This window comes from Nocardia sp. NPDC050718 (genome assembly GCF_040654235.1).
Taxonomy (GTDB): domain Bacteria; phylum Actinomycetota; class Actinomycetes; order Mycobacteriales; family Mycobacteriaceae; genus Nocardia.
This window is the reverse complement of sequence record NZ_JBFAHQ010000002.1, coordinates 911,209-930,535: the sequence shown is the minus strand read 5'-3', so window position 1 is coordinate 930,535 and position 19,327 is coordinate 911,209. Positions and strand designations below refer to the sequence as shown.

The following is a 19,327-nucleotide window of genomic DNA, read 5'->3' as shown; positions in this document are numbered from 1 at the left end:
CGTCCCGCGAACGACACCGGCGGCGGACCTCGCCGATCGCCGAGGTCCGCCGCCGGTGGTGCTCGCTACTGCTGGACGAGATCCGCTGTGGTGAGCGGTCGTTCGAGGTCGGCGGGCACACCGAGGGCCCGTTCGAACCCGGCGGGCACGATGATGTCGCCGCGGTCGAGCTCGGCGATCGAGGTCTTGCGCAGGCCGAGCAGCGCCGAATCGATGCCACCGCGCAGGATGTCGAGCACGTTCTCCACGCCCGCCTGGCCGTTGGCGGCCAGGCCCCACAGGTAGGCGCGGCCGATCAGCACCGCGCGGGCGCCGAGGGCCACGGCCTTGACCACATCGCTACCGCGGCGGATGCCACCGTCGAGGACGACCTCGATCTGGTCACCGACCGCGTCCGCGAGCACCGGCAGCGCCCGGATGGCGGCCGGGGTGCCGTCGAGGTTGTTGCCGCCGTGGTTGGACACCGAGATGCCGGCCACGCCCGCGTCGACCGCGCGCAGCGCGTCGTCGACCCGCATGACGCCCTTGAGCAGCACCGGGCCGTCCCAGTTCGCACAGATCCAGGCGACGTCGTCCCAGTCGGGCGCCGGGGTCTGCATCCATTCGCCGTAGGCGCCGAAGAAGCCCGGCGCGGCGCCGCCGCCGACGGCCATGTTGGGCGCGGTGAGGTCGGGAATCGAGCCGGAGCGCAGGTAGGTGGCGAGCCAGCGCGGGCGCGCCAGGGTCTGCGGCGCGAACTTCATCATCGTGCGCAGGTTCAGCGACTCCGGGATCACCGGGCTGCCCCAGTCGCGACCGTGCGAGAACGACCAGTCCAGGGTCAGGATGAGCCCGACCGCGCCGGCCGCCTTCGCCCTGGCCATCCGCTCCAGGATCTGGTCCTTGTTGCCACACCAGTACAGCTGGAACAGCGTCGACGGGTTGGCCGCGACGACCTCTTCGATCGGCTTGCTCGCGAACGAGCTCAGGCCCATGGCGATGCCGCGCGCGGCCGCCGCCCTGGCCACGGCGACCTCACCGTCGGGGTGCACCGCCTGCACGCCGGTGGGCGAGATCAGCACCGGCATCGAGACCTGCTGGCCGAGCACGGTGGTCGACTGGTCGCGCTCGCCGATCGGGCCGGCGCAGTGCGGGGCGAAGCCGAGTTCGGTGAACGCGGTCTGGTTGTCCTCGATGGTCTGGCCGCGTTCGGAGCCCGCGATCAGCGCCCCGTACACCGATTTCGGCAGGCGCTTGCGGGCGCGGCGCTGCGCCTCGGCGACGGTCTCGAACCAGGGATTCATCGACGTGATCCTTCCTCAGGAACCTGGGGCCACCAGCGGCCCAGGTCGGTCAGCAGTGCGGTGGTTGCCGCGTTCAGCAGCGCGGCGCCTTCGCCTGCGCTCGACCCGGTGGGGTCACCGAGAATTCCGTTGGGGCTCACCGCCCGCACACCGCCGGCGCGCAGCAGCGGCAGCAGCTCGGCCAGCGGGCGCCGGTCCCCCGGTTCGGCCAGCTCGGCGCGCACCAGGTCGGGCGCCAGCGCGAGCTGGATCGAGGTCTCGGCGCGGCCCGCGTGTGGGTCGCCGCCGTACCCGGGCGAGAACAGGCGCACGTCGCGCGACTCCGCGCGCAGCAGGGTGACCGCGCGCCGCAGCGCCTCGACATTGCCGCCGTGCCCGTTGACCAGCACGATCCGGTCGAAGGTGTCGGTGGCCGACCGGCACAGCTCGACGACGAGCAGTTCCAGCGCGGCCTGCCCGATCGACAGGGTGCCCGCGAAGCCCGCGTGCTCGCCGCTGGCGCCGTAGGGCACCGGCGGGGCGACCAGCACGTCGGACCGCTCGGCGGCGACCCGCGCGCAGACGGCGGCGGCGATGTCGGTATCGGTGGACAGGGGCAGGTGGGGGCCGTGTTGCTCGGTGGCACCGAGCGGGATGACCAGGATCACCCCCGCGGCGGCACATGTGCCCGCCTCGGGCCATGTGAGGTGGGCCACGAACATGATCCCGAGATTAACGACAGTCACTGACATAATCAAGGGCCCCGGGATTCCCTACTCTGTATCCATGTCCGCCCCGTCTCCGCGCGCTCATCGCGGTCGCCCGCCGCGCACCACGCGCCGCGAACTCGAAGTCATCGCGATGAAGTTGTTCGCCGAGCACGGCTTCGACGACATCACCGTCGAGCGCATCGCGGCCGAGGCCGGCGTCAGCGAACGCACGTTCTTCCGGTATTTCCCCAGCAAGGGCGAGGTGCTCTGGCACCAGTTCGACAACGAGGTCGCCGATCTGCGCGACGCGTTCGCCGCGGTCCCCGACGACGAGCCGATGATGGCGGCGGTGCGCCGAATCGTGGTGGCGGCCAACAGATATCGCGCCGAGGACATCCCCGAGCTGCGCACCAGGATGCGGCTGGTCTCCGGGGTGCCCGCGCTCTCGGCGGGCGCGGGCGCGCACTACGACGCCTGGGAACGCGCGGTCGGTGAGTTCGCCGCCCGCCGCCTCGGCACCACCGCCGGTGACCTGGTCCCGCTGGCCGTCGGCCGCACCACCCTCGCGGCCGCGCGGGCCGCGTTCGACGCCTGGCTCGAACGCGGCGACACCGATCTGACGAGCTACCTGGACCGCGCGCTGCGGGCGCTGGAACGAGGGTTCGCCCCGGAGTAGCCAGCGCCCGCCGAGCAACCCACACGTTTGGGCGGCATCCGGGATGGGGTATGAGTAGGCTCGAGCCAAGCGCGCGGTGCGCACCAGAGAAAGCCCGTCGAAAGGGGCAGGAGTTTCCATGTCCGAGGTGTCCATGAGTCTTTCGGCGGATTCGCTGCCGGCGCGCCCGGTAGACAACTTGCTGCCGCAACTGGTCGAGCACCTCCGGCAGAACCGCACCGGACTGCGCGAGGAGTGGGCACGTCGCATCACCGAGGCCGAGCTGCTGACGGCCATGACCCCGGAGGAGATCTTCTCCGAGGCCACGTCGATGTACGACAACTACGTCGAGGTGCTCGTCACCGGTAGCGTCGAGGCCCTGCAGGCCTACGCGCGCGACCTGTCCGAGCGCATCATTCCGCGAGGCGTCGAGACCGACGAGGTCCTCGGTATCGTGCTGCTGCTGCGCGACGTGCTCGCCCGCTCACTGTTCGAGAAGTACCAGGCCGATTTCGACCTGCTCAACCAGGTCCTCGACGCCTACGAACCGGCCGCCAACCGCATCGCCAGCACCGTGGCCATCTCGTTCGTGCAGGAGCGCGAGCGCGTCATCCGCCAGCAGCAGGAAGCCATCCGCGAGCTGTCCACCCCGGTGCTCCAGGTGCGCGAGCAGCTGCTCATCCTGCCGATCATCGGTGTGCTCGACTCCCAGCGCGCCCGTCAGCTCACCGAGCAGCTGCTGCGCGCCATCCGCGCCAACCGCGCCAAGGTCGTCGTCATCGACATCACCGGTGTGCCCGCGATCGACTCCGTGGTGGCCAACCACCTCGTGCAGACCGTCGACGCCTCGGGCCTGATGGGCGCCAACGTCATCATCACCGGCCTGTCCTCGGAGATCGCGCTCACGCTGGTGACCATCGGCCTCGACCTGTCGAAGATGAACGCGGTCGGCGACCTGCAGGGCGGTATCGAAGAGGCCGAGCGCCTGCTCGGGTACGAGGTCTCCCGGGTCACCGAGCGCCTGAGCGAACGAGACGGACGCTGAGCTAGCCACCATGCCGGTACCCATTCTCAAACAGGGCACGTTCCTGATCGCTTCGGTGCAGTCGGCCCTGACCGACAGCGACACCGAGCGGCTCCAGGACGACCTCATGAAGCAGGTCAGCCGCTATCGGGCTACCGGCATCGTCGTCGACGTCACCGCGATCGACGTGATGGACTCCTTCGCCGCGCGCTCACTGCGCACCATCGCGCACATGACCCAGCTGCGCGGGGCCGAAACCGTCATCGTCGGGCTCCAGCCCGAAGTCGCGTTCGCGATGGTCCAGCTGGGCCTGACCTTCGAGGACATGCACACCGCGCTGGACCTGGAGGAAGGCCTGGCCTGGCTGAACCGTCTGCCGAGCAGGCGACGAGACGGTCGTGACAGTGGCCGCTGAGCAGGTGGCCATCGCGGTCAAAGTCTCCGAAGACATCGTCACCGCACGCCAGGCCGGACACGAGCTGGCCGCGGCCCTGGGTTTCACCCTCACCGACCGGACCATGATCTCCACCGCGATCTCGGAGATCGCGCGCAACATCACCAGCTACGCGGGCAGCGGCGAGATCCGGTTGCTCGTCGACCTGCGCGACGGCCGACGTTCCCTCGTCGTACAGGCGGAAGACCAGGGACCGGGCATCCGCGATATCGCGCGCGCCCTGGAGGACGGCTATTCCACCGGCCGCGGACTCGGGCTGGGCCTGCCCGGCGCGCGCAGGCTGATGGACGGCCTCACCATCGATTCCGCCCCCGGCCGCGGGACGTTGATCGAGATGTGGAAGTGGGTACCCGACGGTGCATGAAGACGGGATCATCGGCCGCACGGAATGGTCGACGGCCGGTCGGGCACTGCCCGGGCAGGACGTCTCCGGCGATCGCGCGGTCATCCTCGACACCGGTGACGGCGGTGCCCTGTTCGGTGTCCTCGACGGCCTCGGGCACGGCGCGGCCGCGGCCGACGCCGCCGATCGCGCGATGGTCATCCTGTCCGAGAACCGCGGCGAACCGCTGGACGTGCTGATGGTGCTGTGTCATCGCGCGATGGTCGAAACCCGCGGCGCCGCGGTCTCGCTGGCGCTGATGGGTCCGGGCGAGACCCTGCAGTGGCTCGGGGTCGGCAATGTCGAGTCGCGCCTGCTGACGCTCGGCCCGGCCGGTCCGGAGCTACGCGCGACGATGCTGCTCACCGGCGGCATCGTCGGCTACCGGCTGCCCTCGCACCTGCAACCCCAGACCCTGCCGATCCGGCCGGGTGACCTGCTGCTGATGGCCACCGACGGGATCGTCGCGGTGGGCCCGGAGTCGATCGATCTGGCCCGTCCGGCCACCCAGATCGCGGGCGACCTGCTCGCGCGCGACGCCAAGGACACCGACGACGCCCTGGTCCTCGCGGCTCGTTTCCGTGGAGCCTGTCCATGAGAGGTTGCCGATGAGCGCTGTCCTGGCCGCATTTCTCGACGACTACTCGGCTGCCCTGCGCCGCCACGTCGCCGCGCCCGGCCAGGCGGGCCTCACCGAGGGCTACGACCTCGGCAGGCGGGCCCTCGTCGAGGGCATCAGCCTGCTCGACCTCACCGAGAACCACTTCCGCGCGGTCGCCGCGTTCACCGACGAGGCGGCGGATTCGCGCAGCGCCGAGGTGGCGCTGGAGTTCCTGCTGCAGACGATGGCCGCGCTCGACATCGCCACCCGCGGCTATCTCGACGGCACCCGCCGCTACGAGCAACAGCGTTCGCGCGCCGAGGATCTCGCCGGTCGCGACGCGTTTCGCACCGCGCTGGTCGAGTCGCTGCAGGACGGGTTCTTCGTCGCCGACGACCACGGCACCATCGTCGAGGTGAACTCCGCCTTCGGCGTGCTCACCGGCTACGGCGCGGACGCGGTCCCCTATCCGGTGCCGCATCCGTGGGCCCTGTCGGATCGGGCGGGCTACCCCCAGATCGGTACGGAGGCATCTCGTTTCGTGATGCCGGTGCGGCATCGCGACGGTCGCGAACGCTGGCTGGCGGTGAGCGCGAGCTCGCTGGTGAAGCAGGAGGACAACGAGGAGATCTTCGTCGGCACCGTGCGCGACGTGACCGCCGAACACGACGCGCAGGCCCGCGATCAGGCGGCCTCGCGGCTGGCGACCGCCGTCGGCGCGGCCACCAGCATGGTGGAGGTGCTCGAGGTCGGGCTCGACGAGTTGCGCCGGACGATGGGCGCGCGGACCGCGCTGGTCGCGGTCTGGCCGAGCCGGACCGGGCAGCCGGACGTGTACTCCTGTGGCGAACCGCCCGCCGGCGCACCGGAAGTCACCGAGGGCGCACCGCACTTCGTCGCCGAGCCGGTGTCGGGACCGACGGGCCGGGTCGTCCTCGACGAGGAGGTCCGCGCCCTGGTCGACCGGGCCCGCAGGCAGCCCGCCCGCGGCCTGTCCGCCATCACCGGCGAGGACGGCGGCGTGGACGCCGTGGTCGCGCCGCTCGGCGAGACCGGCGACGCGGCCCTGTGGGTGCGCTTCGGGGCGCCGCGCGCGATCAGCGCCGCGGACTGGGCGCTGTATTCGCTGCTGGTCGGCCATCTCAGCGTCGCGCTGCAGCGCGCCCGCAACTTCGATCAGGCCCGCGCGACCTCGCTCACCCTGCAGCGCGCGATGCTCGGCCCGATCGAGCTGCCGCCGCGGTTCTCGGTGCACTACGAGCCGGCGCTGCCACCGCTCGAGATCGGTGGCGACTGGTACGACGTGGTGCCGCTGCGCGACGGCACCATCGGCGTCGTGGTCGGCGACTGTGTCGGCCGTGGCCTCTCGGCCGCCGTCGTGATGGGCCAATTGCGCACGGCCGCACGGGCATTGCTGCTGCGCGGCGCGGGCCCGGCGCAGCTGCTGGCCGAGCTCGACGCCGTCGCCGCCCGGATTCCCGGCGCCATGTGCACCACGGTGTGCGCGGCGGTCCTCGATCCCGAGCGCGGCATGGTCCGCTACTCCAACGCCGGTCACATGCCGCCCATCCTGGCACCGCCCGGGGGCACCGGCCGGGTGCTCGAAGGCGGAAGGGCGGTGCCGCTGGCCACCTTCGACACCCCGCGCAGGCCCGAGGCCACCACGGCATTGCCGCCGGGCGCGACGCTGGTGCTGTTCACCGACGGCCTGGTCGAACAGCGCGGGTACGACATCGAAGAGGGCTTCGTCAAAATCGCCGGGGTGCTCAGCGAGACCGGCGCCGCGCTGCCCCGTGACGTCGCCGACGCCGTGCTGTCGCGGCTGTGTCCGCCCGCGGGCTACGACGACGACGTCGCCATGGTCGTCTACCGCCAGCCGCCGGAACCGCTGCACCTCGACATCCCCGCCGCCGCAGCGGAATTGACCGGGCTGCGGCGCAACCTCTACCGCTGGTTCGCCACCGCCGCGGTCCCGCACGATCTGGCCGCCGACCTCGTCGCGGCCGCCAACGAGGCGTGCAGCAACAGCGTCGAGCACGCCTACCGCGATGCCGAGCCCGGCCGGGTCACGCTCACCGCCACGTGTGAGGGCGACCGGGTGGTCATCGAGGTCACCGATTCGGGCCGCTGGGTCCCCACCCCGACCGATCCCGGCTTCCGCGGGCGCGGCGTGGAGATGATGCGGGTGCTCACCGAGGACCTGGAATTCGGCCACGACGAGAAGGGGACGCGCGTCCGCATGTGGGTCACGCTCCCGTCGATCACCTTTCCCACCGCGAATCCGCTGCGCGGATCCACCCGGCCAGCGGGGCAGGCGGCCAACAATACATTCCGATAACGGCCCGCGGTCGCGCCGTGTCGGCCGCCGTCGCGGTCACTCGGGCAGCCACGGAGAACGGCGGGCGAATCCCTTCCCCCGACACCACCGAATAGCCGCGAATACCCGCCGTGACCTGGTGGTTCGAAACCCCTATAACGATTCTTCCGTGCGCCGACAAATCCTTGTCCGCACAAATCCTGGTTTGCTACGGTGTGGATGCATTTCCACACCGCGCCTGGTGTGATCCCGGATATTCCAGCGATCTTCCCGCAGTCCGGAGTACGGGCCTACCGCCCATTCTGCACAACATCGATGAAGCCGCGCGCTGCGCCGCTTTGTGTTCTCCTGCGGGCCGATCATCCGACGGAAGGGAGAGATTCATGTTTTCCGGTTTTCTCGGTGACCTCCTCGACATCTTCATCACGCTGATCGAGACGCTGTCGGGCTAGCACAGCAGCGATCCCGGGACGCCCCCAACCTCGTCCCGGGATCAGCTGTGCGCCGCGAGTCCTACGTCCGCGCGGTCGTGTCGTAGGCCTCGACATCGAAGGTCTTCAGCATCCGCTCGAAGCGGAAGCTGAAGTCCGGCCAGAGCCGGGAGTGCCGCCCGAGCTCGTCGACGAACCAGCTGGTGCAGTCCCCCGCGTTCCACACGGTGCCGGCGAATTTCGTCTGTAGCTCCCGGTTGTACTCGGTCTGTGCCTGCGCGCGCACCTCCACCGTGCGCAGCCCGGCCGCGTCCATCGTCGTGATCGCGTCGACGATGTAGTTGATCTGCGATTCGATGGTGAACACCGCCGAGGTGTAGCTCAGTGCCGCGTTCGGGCCGATCATCAGGAACATGTTCGGGAAGTTCGCGATGGTGGTGCCCTTGTACACGCTGAGCCCGTCCGCGCCGAACACCTCCGCCAGCGTGCGCCCGTCCCGGCCGGTGATCAGGTCGTAGGTCGGCGAATCGGTGATCTCGAAACCGGTCGCCAGCACGATCGCGTCGACCTCGCGTTCGGTGCCGTCGTTCGCGACGATCGACCCCTCCCTGATCTCCTTGATCCCATCGGTGACCACGTCGACGTTCGGGCGCGCCAGAGCCGGGTAGTACTCGTTGGAGATCAGCATCCGCTTGCAGCCGAGCCGGTAGTTCGGTGTCACCTTGCGGCGCAACGCCGCGTCCCGGATCACCCACCACAGCTTCAGCCGGGCACCGGCGGCGAAGATGTCGGCCAGCGGCGGGTACTTCGACTGCCAGAGCACGAACGACTCACGCAGCCAGTACACCCCCGCGCGGGCCAGCCGCTGCGACCCCGGAACGTGGCGGTACCAGAGGCGTTCGGGCAGCGTGTAGCGATGACCGAGGCGCGGGAGCACCCACGGCGCGCTGCGCTGGTACACCTCGAGCCGGCCCACCCGCTCCGCGATCGAGGGCACGATCTGGATGGCCGAGGCGCCGGTCCCGACGACCGCCACCCGCTTGCCGGTCAGGTCGACGTCGTGATCCCAGCGCGCGGAGTGGAACATCGCGCCGCGAAACGTGCTGATGCCCTTGATGTCGGGCGGCTTCGGCGCGCTGAGCGGACCCGCCGCCGACACCATGATGTCGGCGGTGAACGCGCCCCGGGCGGTCTGGATGTCCCAGCGCGCCGCCGCCGGGTTCCAGCGCGCGTCGGTCACCTCGCAGTCGAGCAGGATCGCCTCGCGCACCCCTTCCCGGTCGACCGTGTCCTGGACGTACCGCTGGATCTGCGGCTGGGTCGAGAACGAGTGCGTCCAGTCCGGATTCGGCGCGAACGAGTACGAATACAGCTGCGACGGCACGTCACAACCCGCGCCGGGATAGGTGTTGTCCCGCCAGGTGCCGCCGATGTCGCCCGCGCGCTCGAAGACGACGAAGTCGGTGATCCCGAGCCGGCGCAGCCGCATGGCCACGCCGAGCCCGGCGAACCCGGCCCCGATGATCGCCACCCGCACGTGGCGCCGAGGCGTGTCGGTCACCGCGTCGACGCCGTGGTGTCGTAGGCCTCGATGTCGAAGTGGCGCACCAGCTTCCGGTACCGGAAGCTGAAGTCCGGCCACAGCGCGGAGTTGTTGCCGTGCTTGTCGAGGAACCAGCTGGTGCAGCCACCGTTGACCCACACGGTGCGGGCCATCTTCGGCTCGAGCGCCTTGTTGTAGGCGCGCTGGGTGTCCACCTTCACCTCGAACGACTGCAGACCGCGCGCTCGCATGGTGCTGATCGCGTCGACGATGTAGTTGATCTGCGACTCGATGATGTAGATCAGCGAGGTGTAGTTCAGCCCGGAGTTGGCGCCGAGCATGAAGAACATGTTCGGGAAGTTGGCGACCGTGGTGCCCTTGTACATCTGGTAGCCCTCGGCGTCGGCCGCCTCCGACACCGTCCGGCCGTCGCGACCGGTGTACAGGTTGAACGTCGGCGAATCCGCCACGTGGAACCCGGTGGCCAGGACGATGGCGTCGACCTCGCGTTCGGTGCCGTCCTCGGTGACGATCGAGCGCGCACGCACCTCGGCGATGCCGTCGGTGACCAGATCCACGTTGTCGCGGTCGAGCGCGCCGTAGAACTTGTTCGAGACCAGCATCCGCTTGCAGCCGACGCGGTGCGTGGGCAGCACCTTGCGCCGCTTCTCCGGGTCGCGGATCTCGAGCCGCATCTTGACCCGCCCGACGGCCTCGAGCAGCAGGCCGGTCCACGGGTACTTCACCTGGGTGATCACGAACAGTTCGCGCGTGGTGTAGATCAGCGCGCGGATCAGCCGTTGCAGGCCGGGCACGTGCTTGAAGGCGAAGCGTTCCGGCGCCAGGTAGGGCCGGTTCAGCTGCGGCATCACCCAGGTCGCGGTGCGCTGGTACACATCCAGCCGCTCCACCTCGGGCGCGATCGACGGGACGATCTGCACGGCGGAGGACCCGGTGCCGATGACGGCGACCTTCTTGCCCGCCAGGCTCGCGTCGTGGTTCCATCGCGCCGAGTGGAAGATCTCGCCCTCGAAGCTCGAGATCCCCTTGATGTCGGGCAGATTCGGCTCGGCGAGCACGCCCGCCGCCGACACGACGAAGTCGGCGGTGAAGGCACCGTCGCTGGTGTCGACCTCCCACCGGCCGTCGGCGTCGATCCAGCGCGCCGCGGTCATCGCGCAGTCGAACTTGTGCTTGTCGCGCACGCCGTACCGGTCGGCCACCTCGCGCAGGTACCGCTCGATCTCGGCCTGCGGCGAGAACGACCGGGACCAGCCCGGATTCAGCGCGAACGAGTACGAGTACAGGTGCGAGGGCACATCGCAGCCCGCGCCCGGATAGGTGTTGTCGCGCCAGGTGCCGCCCACATCGGGGCCGCGCTCGATGACCAGGTAGTCGGTCACCCCGTGCTGGCTGAGCCGGATCGCCGTGCCGAGCCCGGACAGGCCGCTCCCGACGATGAGGACCTGAACGTGCCTGCGGGTGGTGTCGCCGGCGGGCCGGTCGTCCACGGTCGTGGAAGTGTTGTTACTGCTCATGGGGCGACCTCAGCGGGATTCGTAGATGCGTTTGTGGCCGGAGACGGCGGCGAGCCGGTACGGACGGCGGGTCTCCTCCGGCATGGCGTGGTAGGCGCCGTCGCTGGGCGAGGTGGCCTCGTGCAACTCGCGGTAGTGCTCGTAGCCGATCAGTTCGCGCGAGTCGATCGCGGCGCGGTTCGCCTCGGTCCGCAGGTGCTCGCGGTAGCCGGGTTGCACGGTGCCGCTGAAGAATTCGGCGACGCTGCCCGAGCCGTAGCTGATCATGGCCAGTGGCCGTCCGGTCAGGTCGTCGGCGTAGTCGAGCAGCGCGGCCAGGCCCAGGTAGAGCGAGGCGGTGTAGCTGTTGCCGACCGTGCGGTTGTAGCGGGTGGTGTCGCCGATGGCGGCCTCGATCTCGGCGGCGTCGGCGGTGTGGCCCTGGCTCTCCAGCAGGTGGCGGTGCGCCTTGTAGGCCATCTTGGTGAAGGGCTGGTGGTAGCAGAACGCGGCGAACTCCGACAGCTCGCGGCCGCCCTGGCGCCGGTAGTCGGTCCAGGCTTCCTGCGCGGCCTTCTGGTAGGCGTTGACCGAGGTCTTGCCGTCCACGATGGCGGCGCTGCGGTAGTTCGGGCGCCAGAAGTCCATGATGTCGGCGCTGTAGAGCCCGGAATGCGGATCCAGTTGCAGGATGGCCGGATTCGCGGTGATCAGCATCGCCACCGCGGCCGCGCCCTGGGTCGGCTCGCCCGGGGAGTCCAGGTCGTACTTGGCGATGTCGGCCGCGATGACCAGCACCCGCTGGGCCGGATCACGCGCGATCAGACCCGCGGCGAACTGCAGGCCCGCGGTGCCGCCGTAGCAGGCCTGCTTGAGCTCGACCACCCGCGCGGCGTTGGGCAGCCCGATCAGCGAATGCAGGTACAGCGCGGCGGCTTTGGACTGGTCGACACCGGTCTCGGTGGCCAGCAGCACGGTGCGGATGTTGTCGGTGCCGTGCCGCTCGAGGATGGGCTTGGCCGCGGCCGCGGCGATGGTGACGATGTCCTCGTCGGCCGCGGCGACACTCATCTTCTCCTGGCCGATGCCCAGGTAGAACTTGTCACGGTCGACGCCGAGCCGCTCGGCGAGCACGGCGTGGTCGAGGGCGTAGTGGGTGGTCGCGAAGGACAGGTCGTGGATGCCGACCGAGGATGTGTTCATCGTTGTGTTCCGTTGCTCGTGGTGGACCGCTCGAATTGGGTGTGGGCGCGCATCAATTCACCGCGATTGGTCTGCGCGGCCATCAGCGACAGCTCGCCGCACAGCACGGTCGCCGCCGCGATGACGGCGAGTCTGCGGGCGTTCTCGCCGGGCTCCCGGTCTTCCCGGCAGCCCAGACGTTCGAGGTTCTCGTCCACGAAGCTCGCGTGCTTGCCGTTGCCGACGGTGCCGACGATGAGGTTGGGCAGCGTGCACGAGAAGTACAGGTCACCGTCGCGGTCCTCGGCGTGGGTGACGCCCTGGGAGCCCTCGACGATGTTCGCGGCGTCCTGCCCGGTGGCCAGGTAGAACGCCAGCAGCATGTTCGCGTAATGCGCGTTGGCGGACCGGATTCCACCCGCGAGCAGGGTGCCGATCAGGTTCTTGCGGATATTGAGTTCCACCACCTGCCGCGCGGTGGTGTGCAGGCGCTGCTGCACCACCTCGCGCGGGATCAGCAGTTCGGTCACCACGTTCTTGCCGCGGCCGAGGATGCCGTTGACCGCGGTGGCCTTCTTGTCGGTGCAGAAGTTGCCCGAGATGGAGCCGTAGCGCACGCCGGCGACCGTGGTCAGGATGTGGTCCATCAGGTGGTCGCTGGCCAGGGTGGCCATGTTGTGGCCCGACGCGTCGCCGGTGCTGAACTCGAACCGCAGGAACAGCAGGTTGCCGTTGATCTGGTGGTTCAGGTCGATCAGGCGGGCGAAGCGGCTGCTGCCGGTGACGACCTCCTGCAGCTCGGCGAAGCGGTCCTTCAGCTGCCGGACCGCGGTGAGCGCGGTGTAGGCGTCGTCGGCCTCGAGCAGGATCGAGCGGGTCATCCGCTCGTCGACGAGCGTGGAGACGATGCCGCGCTCGGTGAGGGTGGAGATCCGCGCGCCACGACCGACCGAGGGCCACAGAGGCGTTTCGTAGGTGGCCAGGGGCACGTCGACGGCATCGTCGACGACATTGCCCGTGATGCGCAAGGGCCCCACCCACTGCAGCGGGACCGCTGCGTACGACATGTCATTCATCGATGACTCCTCCTCGATCTTTCGATTCGCGCCACCAGGGACTCCGGTGGGCAAGGGACGCCGCGTCGATGCCGCGAAGTGCGCAGAACGCCGCCACGTCCCCGGTGATCAGCAGGTCGCAGCCGGCCAGGTCGGCCGGGGTGCGGGCGCCGAGCACGGTCAGGATCTGGCGCAACTGGTCGAGCCAGGTACGGATCTGCTCGACGAGCGCGTCGGTGTCCTGACGCACGACGGTGTCCAGGAAGGCACCGGCGACCCCGGTCGCGGCGGCGCCGAGCGCGAGCGCCCTGGCGATGTCGAGCGGGGACCGGATACCGCCGGACGCGGCGATATCGATGCCGTCGATCCCGGAACAGTCGAGCAGGCAGGTGGGGGTGGACTGCCCCCAGCTCTCGATGAAGGCGAAGTCGGCGGCGGGGCGCCGCTCGTTCTCGATGCGGGCGAAGTTGGTGCCGCCCCGGCCGCCGACATCGGCCACCGAGACACCGGCATCGCGCAGCCAGGCCACGGTCTGCCTGCTGAGCCCGAAGCCCACCTCTTTCACGATCACCGGGACCGGGACATGGGCGGTGATGTGCTCGATCTGCCGGGGCCACGCGCCGAAGGACCGATCGCCCTCGGGCATCACGACTTCCTGGACGGTGTTGAGGTGGATCTGCAGCGCGTCGGCCTCGAGCAGGTCGATCGCGCGGCGCACCTGATCCAGCGAGGCGGTCGCGTTGACGTTGGCCATCACGAAGCCGTGCGGATTCTCCTCGCGCAGCACGCGATAGGTGCCCGCGACCTCGGGGTCGCGGAAGTAGGCGCTCATCGACCCGGTGGCGATGGGCAGGCCGGTCTCGCGGGCGGCGATGGCAAGCTTGCGGTTGATCTCGCCGGTGTTGACGCTGCCGCCGGTCATCGCGTTGACGTAGAGCGGTGTGTCCCACTGCTTTCCGGCGATGTCGACGGCCAGCGAGACATCCTGGCTGTCGATCCCGGCCAGCGCGTGGTGGACGAAGGTGACGTCGTCGAAGTCGTTGGCGCCGGTGTCGGCGCGGCGCTGGTTCACCGCGTGGCGAACGTGGTCGTCCTTGCGATCGGCGATCATGCGGTGTCCCCTTCGAACGGGTGGGTCCGCAACGGCAGCGGCCGGATGCCGGCGGCGACCCAACGGTCGGTCAGTTCGGTGCTCGCGGCCGGGCGGGCGCGGTCGACGAGCGCGATCCCGCAGTCGCCACCACCCGCGCCGGACGGCTTGGCGGCCGCGCCGACGGCGGCGCCCGCCGCGCACAGCGCGCGCAGGCGCGGCGTCATGATGCCGAGCCCGGCGCTCGCGTCGAGGTCGAGCAGGAGTTCCCTGGCACGGTCGATCTCGCTGCCGACACCGGCCGAGTCGTCGGCTTCGATCGCGGTGCGCAGGCGGGTCACGCACTCGTTGCTGCGCGCGTTGAAGACGGTGCGGTCGCCCTTCGTCCGGCTCGCCGCACCGACCAATGCCGGTGTGGAGGCGGGATTTCCGGTCCAGCCGACCCGCAGGTCGAGTCCGGTCGGGGTCGGCAGCGGGCGGATCGACAGGCCGGGCCAGGTGGCGCGCAGGGCGGCGTCGATGCCGTCTGCGGCGGCCGTCGCGGCGACCACCGCGCGGTCGGGCGAACCGTAGGCCAGCCAGCCGCCCCACGTACTCACGGCGACATCGCCGCAGGAGGCGCGGGGGTTGACCGCGATCGTGGCGAGCACGGCCAGCCGGTACCGGTCCATCGCGGTGAGTTCGAGCCCGTGGAAGCGACCGAGGGCGGCGACGGTCGCGACCGTCACTGCCGCGCTCGACCCGAGGCCGTACTTGCGACCGTCGGCGTCACCGAGATCGGCGGAAACCGTCAATGTGTAAGCGCCGGAATCGATTCCACGTTCGGCGCGGAGCCGGTCGAGGACCGACGCGGCCGCGAAGACATACGCGAACGCGGCGGGCACGGTGGCATCGGGCGTCGCCGGGACCAGACGGTCACCGTCGCGGCCCAGGGTGAGCGAGACACCGCCGTCCAGATCCGAGTGCAGCGTCGTGGCCGTCCCGGCGGACGCCCCGGTCACCGTGGCGGTCGCGTAGCGGTCGACGGCCGTGAGCACCGCGAGATGCCCTGGCTCGACGACGGCGTACTCCCCCGCGATGAAGAGTTTGCCCGGAGCGCGACAACTGATCACCGGTCGTCGCCCCCGATCAGCCGGGCACCCGGACCGATGTGCGCGGTCCGGGTGGTGACGAAGTCACCGAGTCCTTCGAGGGTGGCCGCGACGACGGGCGCGTCGGCGCGGGTGCAGAGCACCTTCACATTCGGGCCCGCGTCGATCGTCGCGTAGGCGGCGATGCCGTCGGCGCGCAGCGCGAGCACCGCGTCCAGGATGGCGACCGAATGCGGTGACAGATAGCGAATCCCGGGTCGCGCGGTGAGCATGGTGGCGTGCATGCCGAGGGCGTTGCGCTCGGCGATCTCCCCGATCGCCGGGAGATCCCGGCGCGCGACCGCGTCGCGCATCTGGGCGAGATCGAGGACCGAGGACTCGGCCCACGGGCGGTAGAACGGCGAGGTCTCGGTGGTCTGCCGCATGGCCACCCGGCTCGACACCGCCTTGGCGCCCGCCTCGACGACGCCGACGACCAGCGCCGGGTCGAGGTCGTCGCCGCCGATCGGCTCGGCGTAGGAGCTCAGGTCGCCCGCCTCGCCGTCGCCCTCGCCCGCGTGCCACACGACGAAGCCGCCGAAGATCGAGCGCGAGGCCGATCCGGAACCGCGGCGGGCCAGCCGGGACAGGGCGCGACCGTCCAGGTCGAGTCCGTAGGCGGCGGCCGCGGCGGTGGCCAGCGCGGCGAACCCACTCGCCGAGGAGGCCAGGCCGGCGCCAGTGGGGCCGGCATTGCCGGTCACCACCGCGGCGCGCTCGTCGCGGCCCGCCAGCGCGCGGACCAGGTCGAGGAAGGTCTCGACGCGGGACAGGGCGGTGCCGGTGGCGGCGGCCTCGTTGAGCTCGACCGTGTCGGCCGGACCGTCGATCAGCCGCACCGAGGTGGTCGTCGGGAAGATGTCGAGTGTCATCGACAGGCTCCCCGTGACGGGGAGGAACAGCGTCTCGTCGCGCTTGCCCCAGTACTTGACCAGGGCGATGTTCGGGTACGCGACCGCGACGGCCGCGCCATCGCGGACGGGCTCGCCCGGCCCTGCGGCGGCGACGGGGACTGCGGAAGTGGGTGTCATCGGTGGGTTTCGCGTTCCGGTCTCGAGGCGGATAGGGACAGGGCGTCCGAGCGCAGGCTCGCGGTGGGGACCGTCCAGGTCCGCACCGCGCCCGCCCGGCGCAGCGCGGTGCCGACCGCGGGCGCGAGATCGGTCGCGGTGAGGGCGAGGACGCAGCCGCCGAGGCCCGCGCCGGTGAGTTTGGCGCCGTACGCGCCCGCGTCCAGCGCCGCGGTCACCAGGGTGTCGATATGCGGTGTGCTGACCCCGAGTTCGGTGAGCAGACGCTGGAACGCCAGCATCGTCGTGCCCAGCGCGGCGGCGTGTCCGCCCGACAGGTCGGTCGCGGCCGCCGTGATCAGATCGGTGGCCTCGGCCAGCAGCCGATCGGCGGCCGCACGGTCTCGGTCCAGGACCCGGCGCACGCCCGCGACGGCGTGCTGGGTCGACCCCGGCACCCCGGTGTCGGCGATCACCAGCGCGGCGTCCAGTCCGACCGTCATCGGCCGGGCCGTGCCCTCGTGGAACCAGATCGGCCCGCTCGCCAGCACGGCGCTCGCGTCGATGCCACTGGCCCGGCCGTGCGCGACCTGCTCGCCACACTGCACCAACTCGTAGAGCGTGCCGGGAGCGACCGCGCGGCCGTACAGCTCGGCGACCGCGCGCACTGCGGCGCCCGCGCACGCGGCACTGGAACCCAGGCCGCGGGCCAGCGGAATGTCGCACTCGACAACGACATCGACGATGTCGTCGGCGAGTCCCCAGCGCCGCAGCGCTTCCTCGACCGCGACGCGCGGTCCGGACGCGGACCCCGCTTCACCGGTGCGGAAACGGAAGTGGCCCGCGGCGAGAACATCGGCTTCGGTACCCGCGAACGCGGGCCGGGCGACGGCGCGCACCGGCAGCGCGGGCAGGGGGAACGCGATGGCGGGAGTGCCGTGGACGACGGTGTGCTCGCCGAGCAGGATCGCCTTGGCGTAGGAGTGGCCGACGCCGGCGACGGGGCCCGGGTCGGTGGAGTTGTGTCTGATGCGCTCTCGAACAGGATGACCGTTCACGTCGATTCCTCTCCCGAACTCGGGCCGGGCCCGCCCGGCGCGTCACCCCGAGGGGAAACGCGCTGGGCGGCCTGCCGTTACGGCTGCCGAGTCGATCGGCCGAAGATGCGGAGCACGGACGGGAAGAACGCGGGGACCTGCGCGGCGTAGGCGCGGTAGGACGCACCGAAGCGCGCGATCAGATCGCGTTCCTCCAGGTAGGTGCCCAGCAGGATGTAGCAGGTCAGCCCGAGTGCCCACACCAGGTGCCCGACGGTGAACGTGCTCGCGAACCAGAACGAGATCAGCAGACCGGTCATCAGCGGATGGCGGACGAGCTTGTAGACCCCGTTCACCTGCAACCGGTCGACGGTCGCGTCCGGCACCTGGATGACGTACTCCCGGTAGGCCTGGCTGATGCCGAGCAGATGGAAGTGGTTCAGCAGCAGCGTCGCCGCGTAGACGAGCACGAAACCGAGCCAGAACCCGGCGTCGAGCACCAGGCCCACCGTGCCCTCGGCCGACCAGAGCTCGGCCGGGATCGGCTGCCACGCCAGCATGATCACCCACATGACCAGGCACACCATGACGATGTAGACCGAGCGTTCGAGGGCTTCGGGCACCCAGCGGGTGATGAACGCCTTGAACGCGGGCCGGGCCATGCCCGAGTGCTGCAGGCCGAACAGGGCCAGCAGCGCCACATCGATGACGAGCGCCGGGACGGTCGACAGGTGCGGGCCCTTGTCGATCGTCTTCGGCAGGAACCAGCCGCCGGCGAAGAGCAGCATCAGCGGCACGGTGATGCCGGCGACGCCGTAGACGGCGAAGGAGAAGAGGAACGGGACGAGCCGCGAACGGCTCGTCAGCACGTCCCGTGCCTGGGTGGGCGTCGGGGTGATCAGATCCATGCGAACCACGGCAGGTACCGATTACGCACGGTCCCCTCTTCGATGCGCCGCTCCAGCCGGGCCTTCCACTTGGTGCCGTAGCCCTCGTTGAGGAAGCCGCCCGGCCAGAACAGACGCCACCCCGACTGCGCGACCATCCAATACGGCACGATGACGCCGGGGTTGACATCACGCATGTAGGCGAGCTTGTCCGGGATCTGGCTCCAGTGGATACCGGGGTAACGGTGATGCACGCTGTGGTAGCCCTGGTTGAAGATCAGGAAGTTGAGGATGTTGCCCGCGTTGTTCAGCGAGGTGCTCGGGTCGTCCTCGAAGCCTTTGGCGGGCGCGTGGCTCAGCCAGGCGAAGTAGCCCGCGTTGACCTGGGTGATGAGGAACGGCACCCAGTAGAACAGGACGAACTTCTCCATGCCCGCGGCGTACCAGACGCCACCGATCACGAGCGCGTACACCGCGATGTCGAACAGGAACTGGTGGCGGGTGCGGCGGCGGCGCGGCGCCGGATCGGCGGCGAAGATCATCCGCATGGTGTGGATCTTGACGATCACGCCGTAGCGGACCCAGTACCAGATGGCACCGAGGCCCTTCTCCATGCCGGTGGTCGCGGTGACGTCGCCGGGGCCGTCGTTGAACCGGTGATGGTTGAGGACGTGCACCTCACGCATCTCGGCCGCGGTCAGATTGCCCGGCAGGCAGCACAGGATGTCGACGACCCGGTTCGGGAGCGACGACACGAACAGCGGCCGGTGGGTGTGCATGTGCATGACGCCGATGGTCAGCGACAGGTTCAGCAGCGCCAGCACGATGATCAGCGGCACGGCCACGTACCAGTTCGAGGCGAACGGCACGAACAGGCCGAAGGCCGTCATGCCCATCCACAGCGCGATGTGGACGAGCGGGCCGACATTGGAAGCGTGCTCGAGCTTGAGCACCCGTTTGCTGAACGGGGCCTGTTCGGGCGCGACGGGAGTTCCGGTGCTCATAGTCGAGCTCCTTCGCTAGTGGTGTCCAGGACGGTG

At 70.1% G+C, this 19,327-nt stretch carries 18 protein-coding genes; 6 read left to right on the top strand and 12 right to left on the bottom strand.

The features are described from left to right. Positions 1 to 65 precede the first annotated feature (65 nt). Both mftD and mftE read right to left on the bottom strand, forming a co-directional pair. Positions 66 to 1,283 carry a pre-mycofactocin synthase MftD gene (gene mftD, locus AB0H54_RS13790; protein ID WP_355275596.1) on the bottom strand — a complete coding sequence of 406 codons (1,218 nt, stop codon included), beginning with the start codon at positions 1,281 to 1,283 and terminating at the stop codon, positions 66 to 68. Next, positions 1,280 to 1,984, bottom strand: a complete 705-nt coding sequence (gene mftE, locus AB0H54_RS13785) for a mycofactocin biosynthesis peptidyl-dipeptidase MftE (protein WP_357345506.1) — start codon at positions 1,982 to 1,984, stop codon at positions 1,280 to 1,282. Before mftE ends, mftD begins: the two co-directional genes overlap by 4 nt. 64 nt (positions 1,985 to 2,048) lie before the next feature. On the opposite strand from mftE, the gene mftR reads away from it, so the two are divergent. From mftR to AB0H54_RS13755, 6 genes are all read left to right on the top strand, one after another. After that, on the top strand, positions 2,049 to 2,648 hold the full coding sequence (gene mftR, locus AB0H54_RS13780; protein WP_355275599.1) for a mycofactocin system transcriptional regulator: 600 nt from the start codon (positions 2,049 to 2,051) through the stop codon (positions 2,646 to 2,648). 118 nt (positions 2,649 to 2,766) lie between these two features. Then, positions 2,767 to 3,672, top strand: a complete 906-nt coding sequence (locus AB0H54_RS13775) for an STAS domain-containing protein (protein WP_218719715.1) — start codon at positions 2,767 to 2,769, stop codon at positions 3,670 to 3,672. A gap of 10 nt (positions 3,673 to 3,682) precedes the next feature. After that, the gene (locus tag AB0H54_RS13770; protein WP_218719716.1) at positions 3,683 to 4,066 is read left to right on the top strand and encodes an STAS domain-containing protein; all 384 of its coding nucleotides are present in this window, start codon (positions 3,683 to 3,685) and stop codon (positions 4,064 to 4,066) included. Next, complete coding sequence (locus AB0H54_RS13765; protein ID WP_355276000.1) at positions 4,056 to 4,469, top strand: ATP-binding protein; 414 nt, start codon at positions 4,056 to 4,058, stop codon at positions 4,467 to 4,469. Before AB0H54_RS13770 ends, AB0H54_RS13765 begins: the two co-directional genes overlap by 11 nt. Further along, positions 4,462 to 5,085 (top strand): stage II sporulation protein M, encoded by a 624-nt coding sequence (locus AB0H54_RS13760; RefSeq protein WP_355275602.1) that lies wholly within the window; start codon positions 4,462 to 4,464, stop codon positions 5,083 to 5,085. The genes AB0H54_RS13765 and AB0H54_RS13760 overlap by 8 nt, the downstream gene beginning before the upstream one ends. Before the next feature lie 10 nt (positions 5,086 to 5,095). Continuing rightward, the gene (locus AB0H54_RS13755) at positions 5,096 to 7,426 is read left to right on the top strand and encodes a SpoIIE family protein phosphatase (protein WP_357345503.1); all 2,331 of its coding nucleotides are present in this window, start codon (positions 5,096 to 5,098) and stop codon (positions 7,424 to 7,426) included. A gap of 492 nt (positions 7,427 to 7,918) precedes the next feature. Here AB0H54_RS13755 and AB0H54_RS13750 read toward each other — a convergent pair whose 3' ends face one another. From AB0H54_RS13750 to AB0H54_RS13705, 10 genes are all read right to left on the bottom strand, one after another. Then, a complete protein-coding gene (locus AB0H54_RS13750) occupies positions 7,919 to 9,397 on the bottom strand; it encodes an NAD(P)/FAD-dependent oxidoreductase (protein WP_357345501.1) in 1,479 nt (492 codons plus the stop codon). Further along, the gene (locus AB0H54_RS13745) at positions 9,394 to 10,917 is read right to left on the bottom strand and encodes an NAD(P)/FAD-dependent oxidoreductase (protein ID WP_357345499.1); all 1,524 of its coding nucleotides are present in this window, start codon (positions 10,915 to 10,917) and stop codon (positions 9,394 to 9,396) included. The genes AB0H54_RS13750 and AB0H54_RS13745 overlap by 4 nt, the downstream gene beginning before the upstream one ends. Positions 10,918 to 10,926: 9 nt before the next feature. Beyond that, positions 10,927 to 12,099 (bottom strand): hydroxymethylglutaryl-CoA synthase, encoded by a 1,173-nt coding sequence (locus AB0H54_RS13740; RefSeq protein ID WP_357345497.1) that lies wholly within the window; start codon positions 12,097 to 12,099, stop codon positions 10,927 to 10,929. Continuing rightward, positions 12,096 to 13,154, bottom strand: coding sequence for a hydroxymethylglutaryl-CoA reductase (locus AB0H54_RS13735; protein WP_357345495.1), 1,059 nt, complete (start codon positions 13,152 to 13,154; stop codon positions 12,096 to 12,098). Before AB0H54_RS13735 ends, AB0H54_RS13740 begins: the two co-directional genes overlap by 4 nt. Next, a complete protein-coding gene (fni, locus tag AB0H54_RS13730; protein WP_357345493.1) occupies positions 13,147 to 14,244 on the bottom strand; it encodes a type 2 isopentenyl-diphosphate Delta-isomerase in 1,098 nt (365 codons plus the stop codon). The genes AB0H54_RS13735 and fni overlap by 8 nt, the downstream gene beginning before the upstream one ends. Then, positions 14,241 to 15,335, bottom strand: coding sequence for a phosphomevalonate kinase (locus AB0H54_RS13725; RefSeq protein ID WP_357345491.1), 1,095 nt, complete (start codon positions 15,333 to 15,335; stop codon positions 14,241 to 14,243). The genes fni and AB0H54_RS13725 overlap by 4 nt, the downstream gene beginning before the upstream one ends. Beyond that, on the bottom strand, positions 15,332 to 16,384 hold the full coding sequence (mvaD, locus tag AB0H54_RS13720) for a diphosphomevalonate decarboxylase (RefSeq protein WP_357345489.1): 1,053 nt from the start codon (positions 16,382 to 16,384) through the stop codon (positions 15,332 to 15,334). The genes AB0H54_RS13725 and mvaD overlap by 4 nt, the downstream gene beginning before the upstream one ends. Beyond that, on the bottom strand, positions 16,381 to 17,421 hold the full coding sequence (gene mvk, locus AB0H54_RS13715; RefSeq protein WP_357345487.1) for a mevalonate kinase: 1,041 nt from the start codon (positions 17,419 to 17,421) through the stop codon (positions 16,381 to 16,383). Before mvk ends, mvaD begins: the two co-directional genes overlap by 4 nt. A 77-nt stretch (positions 17,422 to 17,498) precedes the next feature. Then, positions 17,499 to 18,308, bottom strand: coding sequence for an isoprenylcysteine carboxylmethyltransferase family protein (locus tag AB0H54_RS13710; protein WP_357345485.1), 810 nt, complete (start codon positions 18,306 to 18,308; stop codon positions 17,499 to 17,501). Next, the gene (locus tag AB0H54_RS13705; RefSeq protein ID WP_357345483.1) at positions 18,299 to 19,291 is read right to left on the bottom strand and encodes a fatty acid desaturase; all 993 of its coding nucleotides are present in this window, start codon (positions 19,289 to 19,291) and stop codon (positions 18,299 to 18,301) included. The genes AB0H54_RS13710 and AB0H54_RS13705 overlap by 10 nt, the downstream gene beginning before the upstream one ends. Positions 19,292 to 19,327 lie beyond the last annotated feature (36 nt).

What these genes read in the sequence shown, in the direction of transcription:
- AB0H54_RS13770 (WP_218719716.1), top strand. Translation starts at nt 3,683, where the DNA reads ATGCCGGTACCCATTCTCAAACAGGGCACGTTCCTGATCGCTTCGGTG.
- AB0H54_RS13755 (WP_357345503.1), top strand. Translation starts at nt 5,096, where the DNA reads ATGAGCGCTGTCCTGGCCGCATTTCTCGACGACTACTCGGCTGCCCTG.
- mftE (WP_357345506.1), bottom strand. Translation starts at nt 1,984, where the DNA reads ATGTTCGTGGCCCACCTCACATGGCCCGAGGCGGGCACATGTGCCGCC.
- mftR (WP_355275599.1), top strand. Translation starts at nt 2,049, where the DNA reads ATGTCCGCCCCGTCTCCGCGCGCTCATCGCGGTCGCCCGCCGCGCACC.
- AB0H54_RS13775 (WP_218719715.1), top strand. Translation starts at nt 2,767, where the DNA reads ATGTCCGAGGTGTCCATGAGTCTTTCGGCGGATTCGCTGCCGGCGCGC.
- fni (WP_357345493.1), bottom strand. Translation starts at nt 14,244, where the DNA reads ATGATCGCCGATCGCAAGGACGACCACGTTCGCCACGCGGTGAACCAG.
- mftD (WP_355275596.1), bottom strand. Translation starts at nt 1,283, where the DNA reads ATGAATCCCTGGTTCGAGACCGTCGCCGAGGCGCAGCGCCGCGCCCGC.
- AB0H54_RS13705 (WP_357345483.1), bottom strand. Translation starts at nt 19,291, where the DNA reads ATGAGCACCGGAACTCCCGTCGCGCCCGAACAGGCCCCGTTCAGCAAA.
- AB0H54_RS13740 (WP_357345497.1), bottom strand. Translation starts at nt 12,099, where the DNA reads ATGAACACATCCTCGGTCGGCATCCACGACCTGTCCTTCGCGACCACC.
- AB0H54_RS13710 (WP_357345485.1), bottom strand. Translation starts at nt 18,308, where the DNA reads ATGGATCTGATCACCCCGACGCCCACCCAGGCACGGGACGTGCTGACG.
- AB0H54_RS13735 (WP_357345495.1), bottom strand. Translation starts at nt 13,154, where the DNA reads ATGAATGACATGTCGTACGCAGCGGTCCCGCTGCAGTGGGTGGGGCCC.
- mvaD (WP_357345489.1), bottom strand. Translation starts at nt 16,384, where the DNA reads ATGACACCCACTTCCGCAGTCCCCGTCGCCGCCGCAGGGCCGGGCGAG.
- AB0H54_RS13745 (WP_357345499.1), bottom strand. Translation starts at nt 10,917, where the DNA reads ATGAGCAGTAACAACACTTCCACGACCGTGGACGACCGGCCCGCCGGC.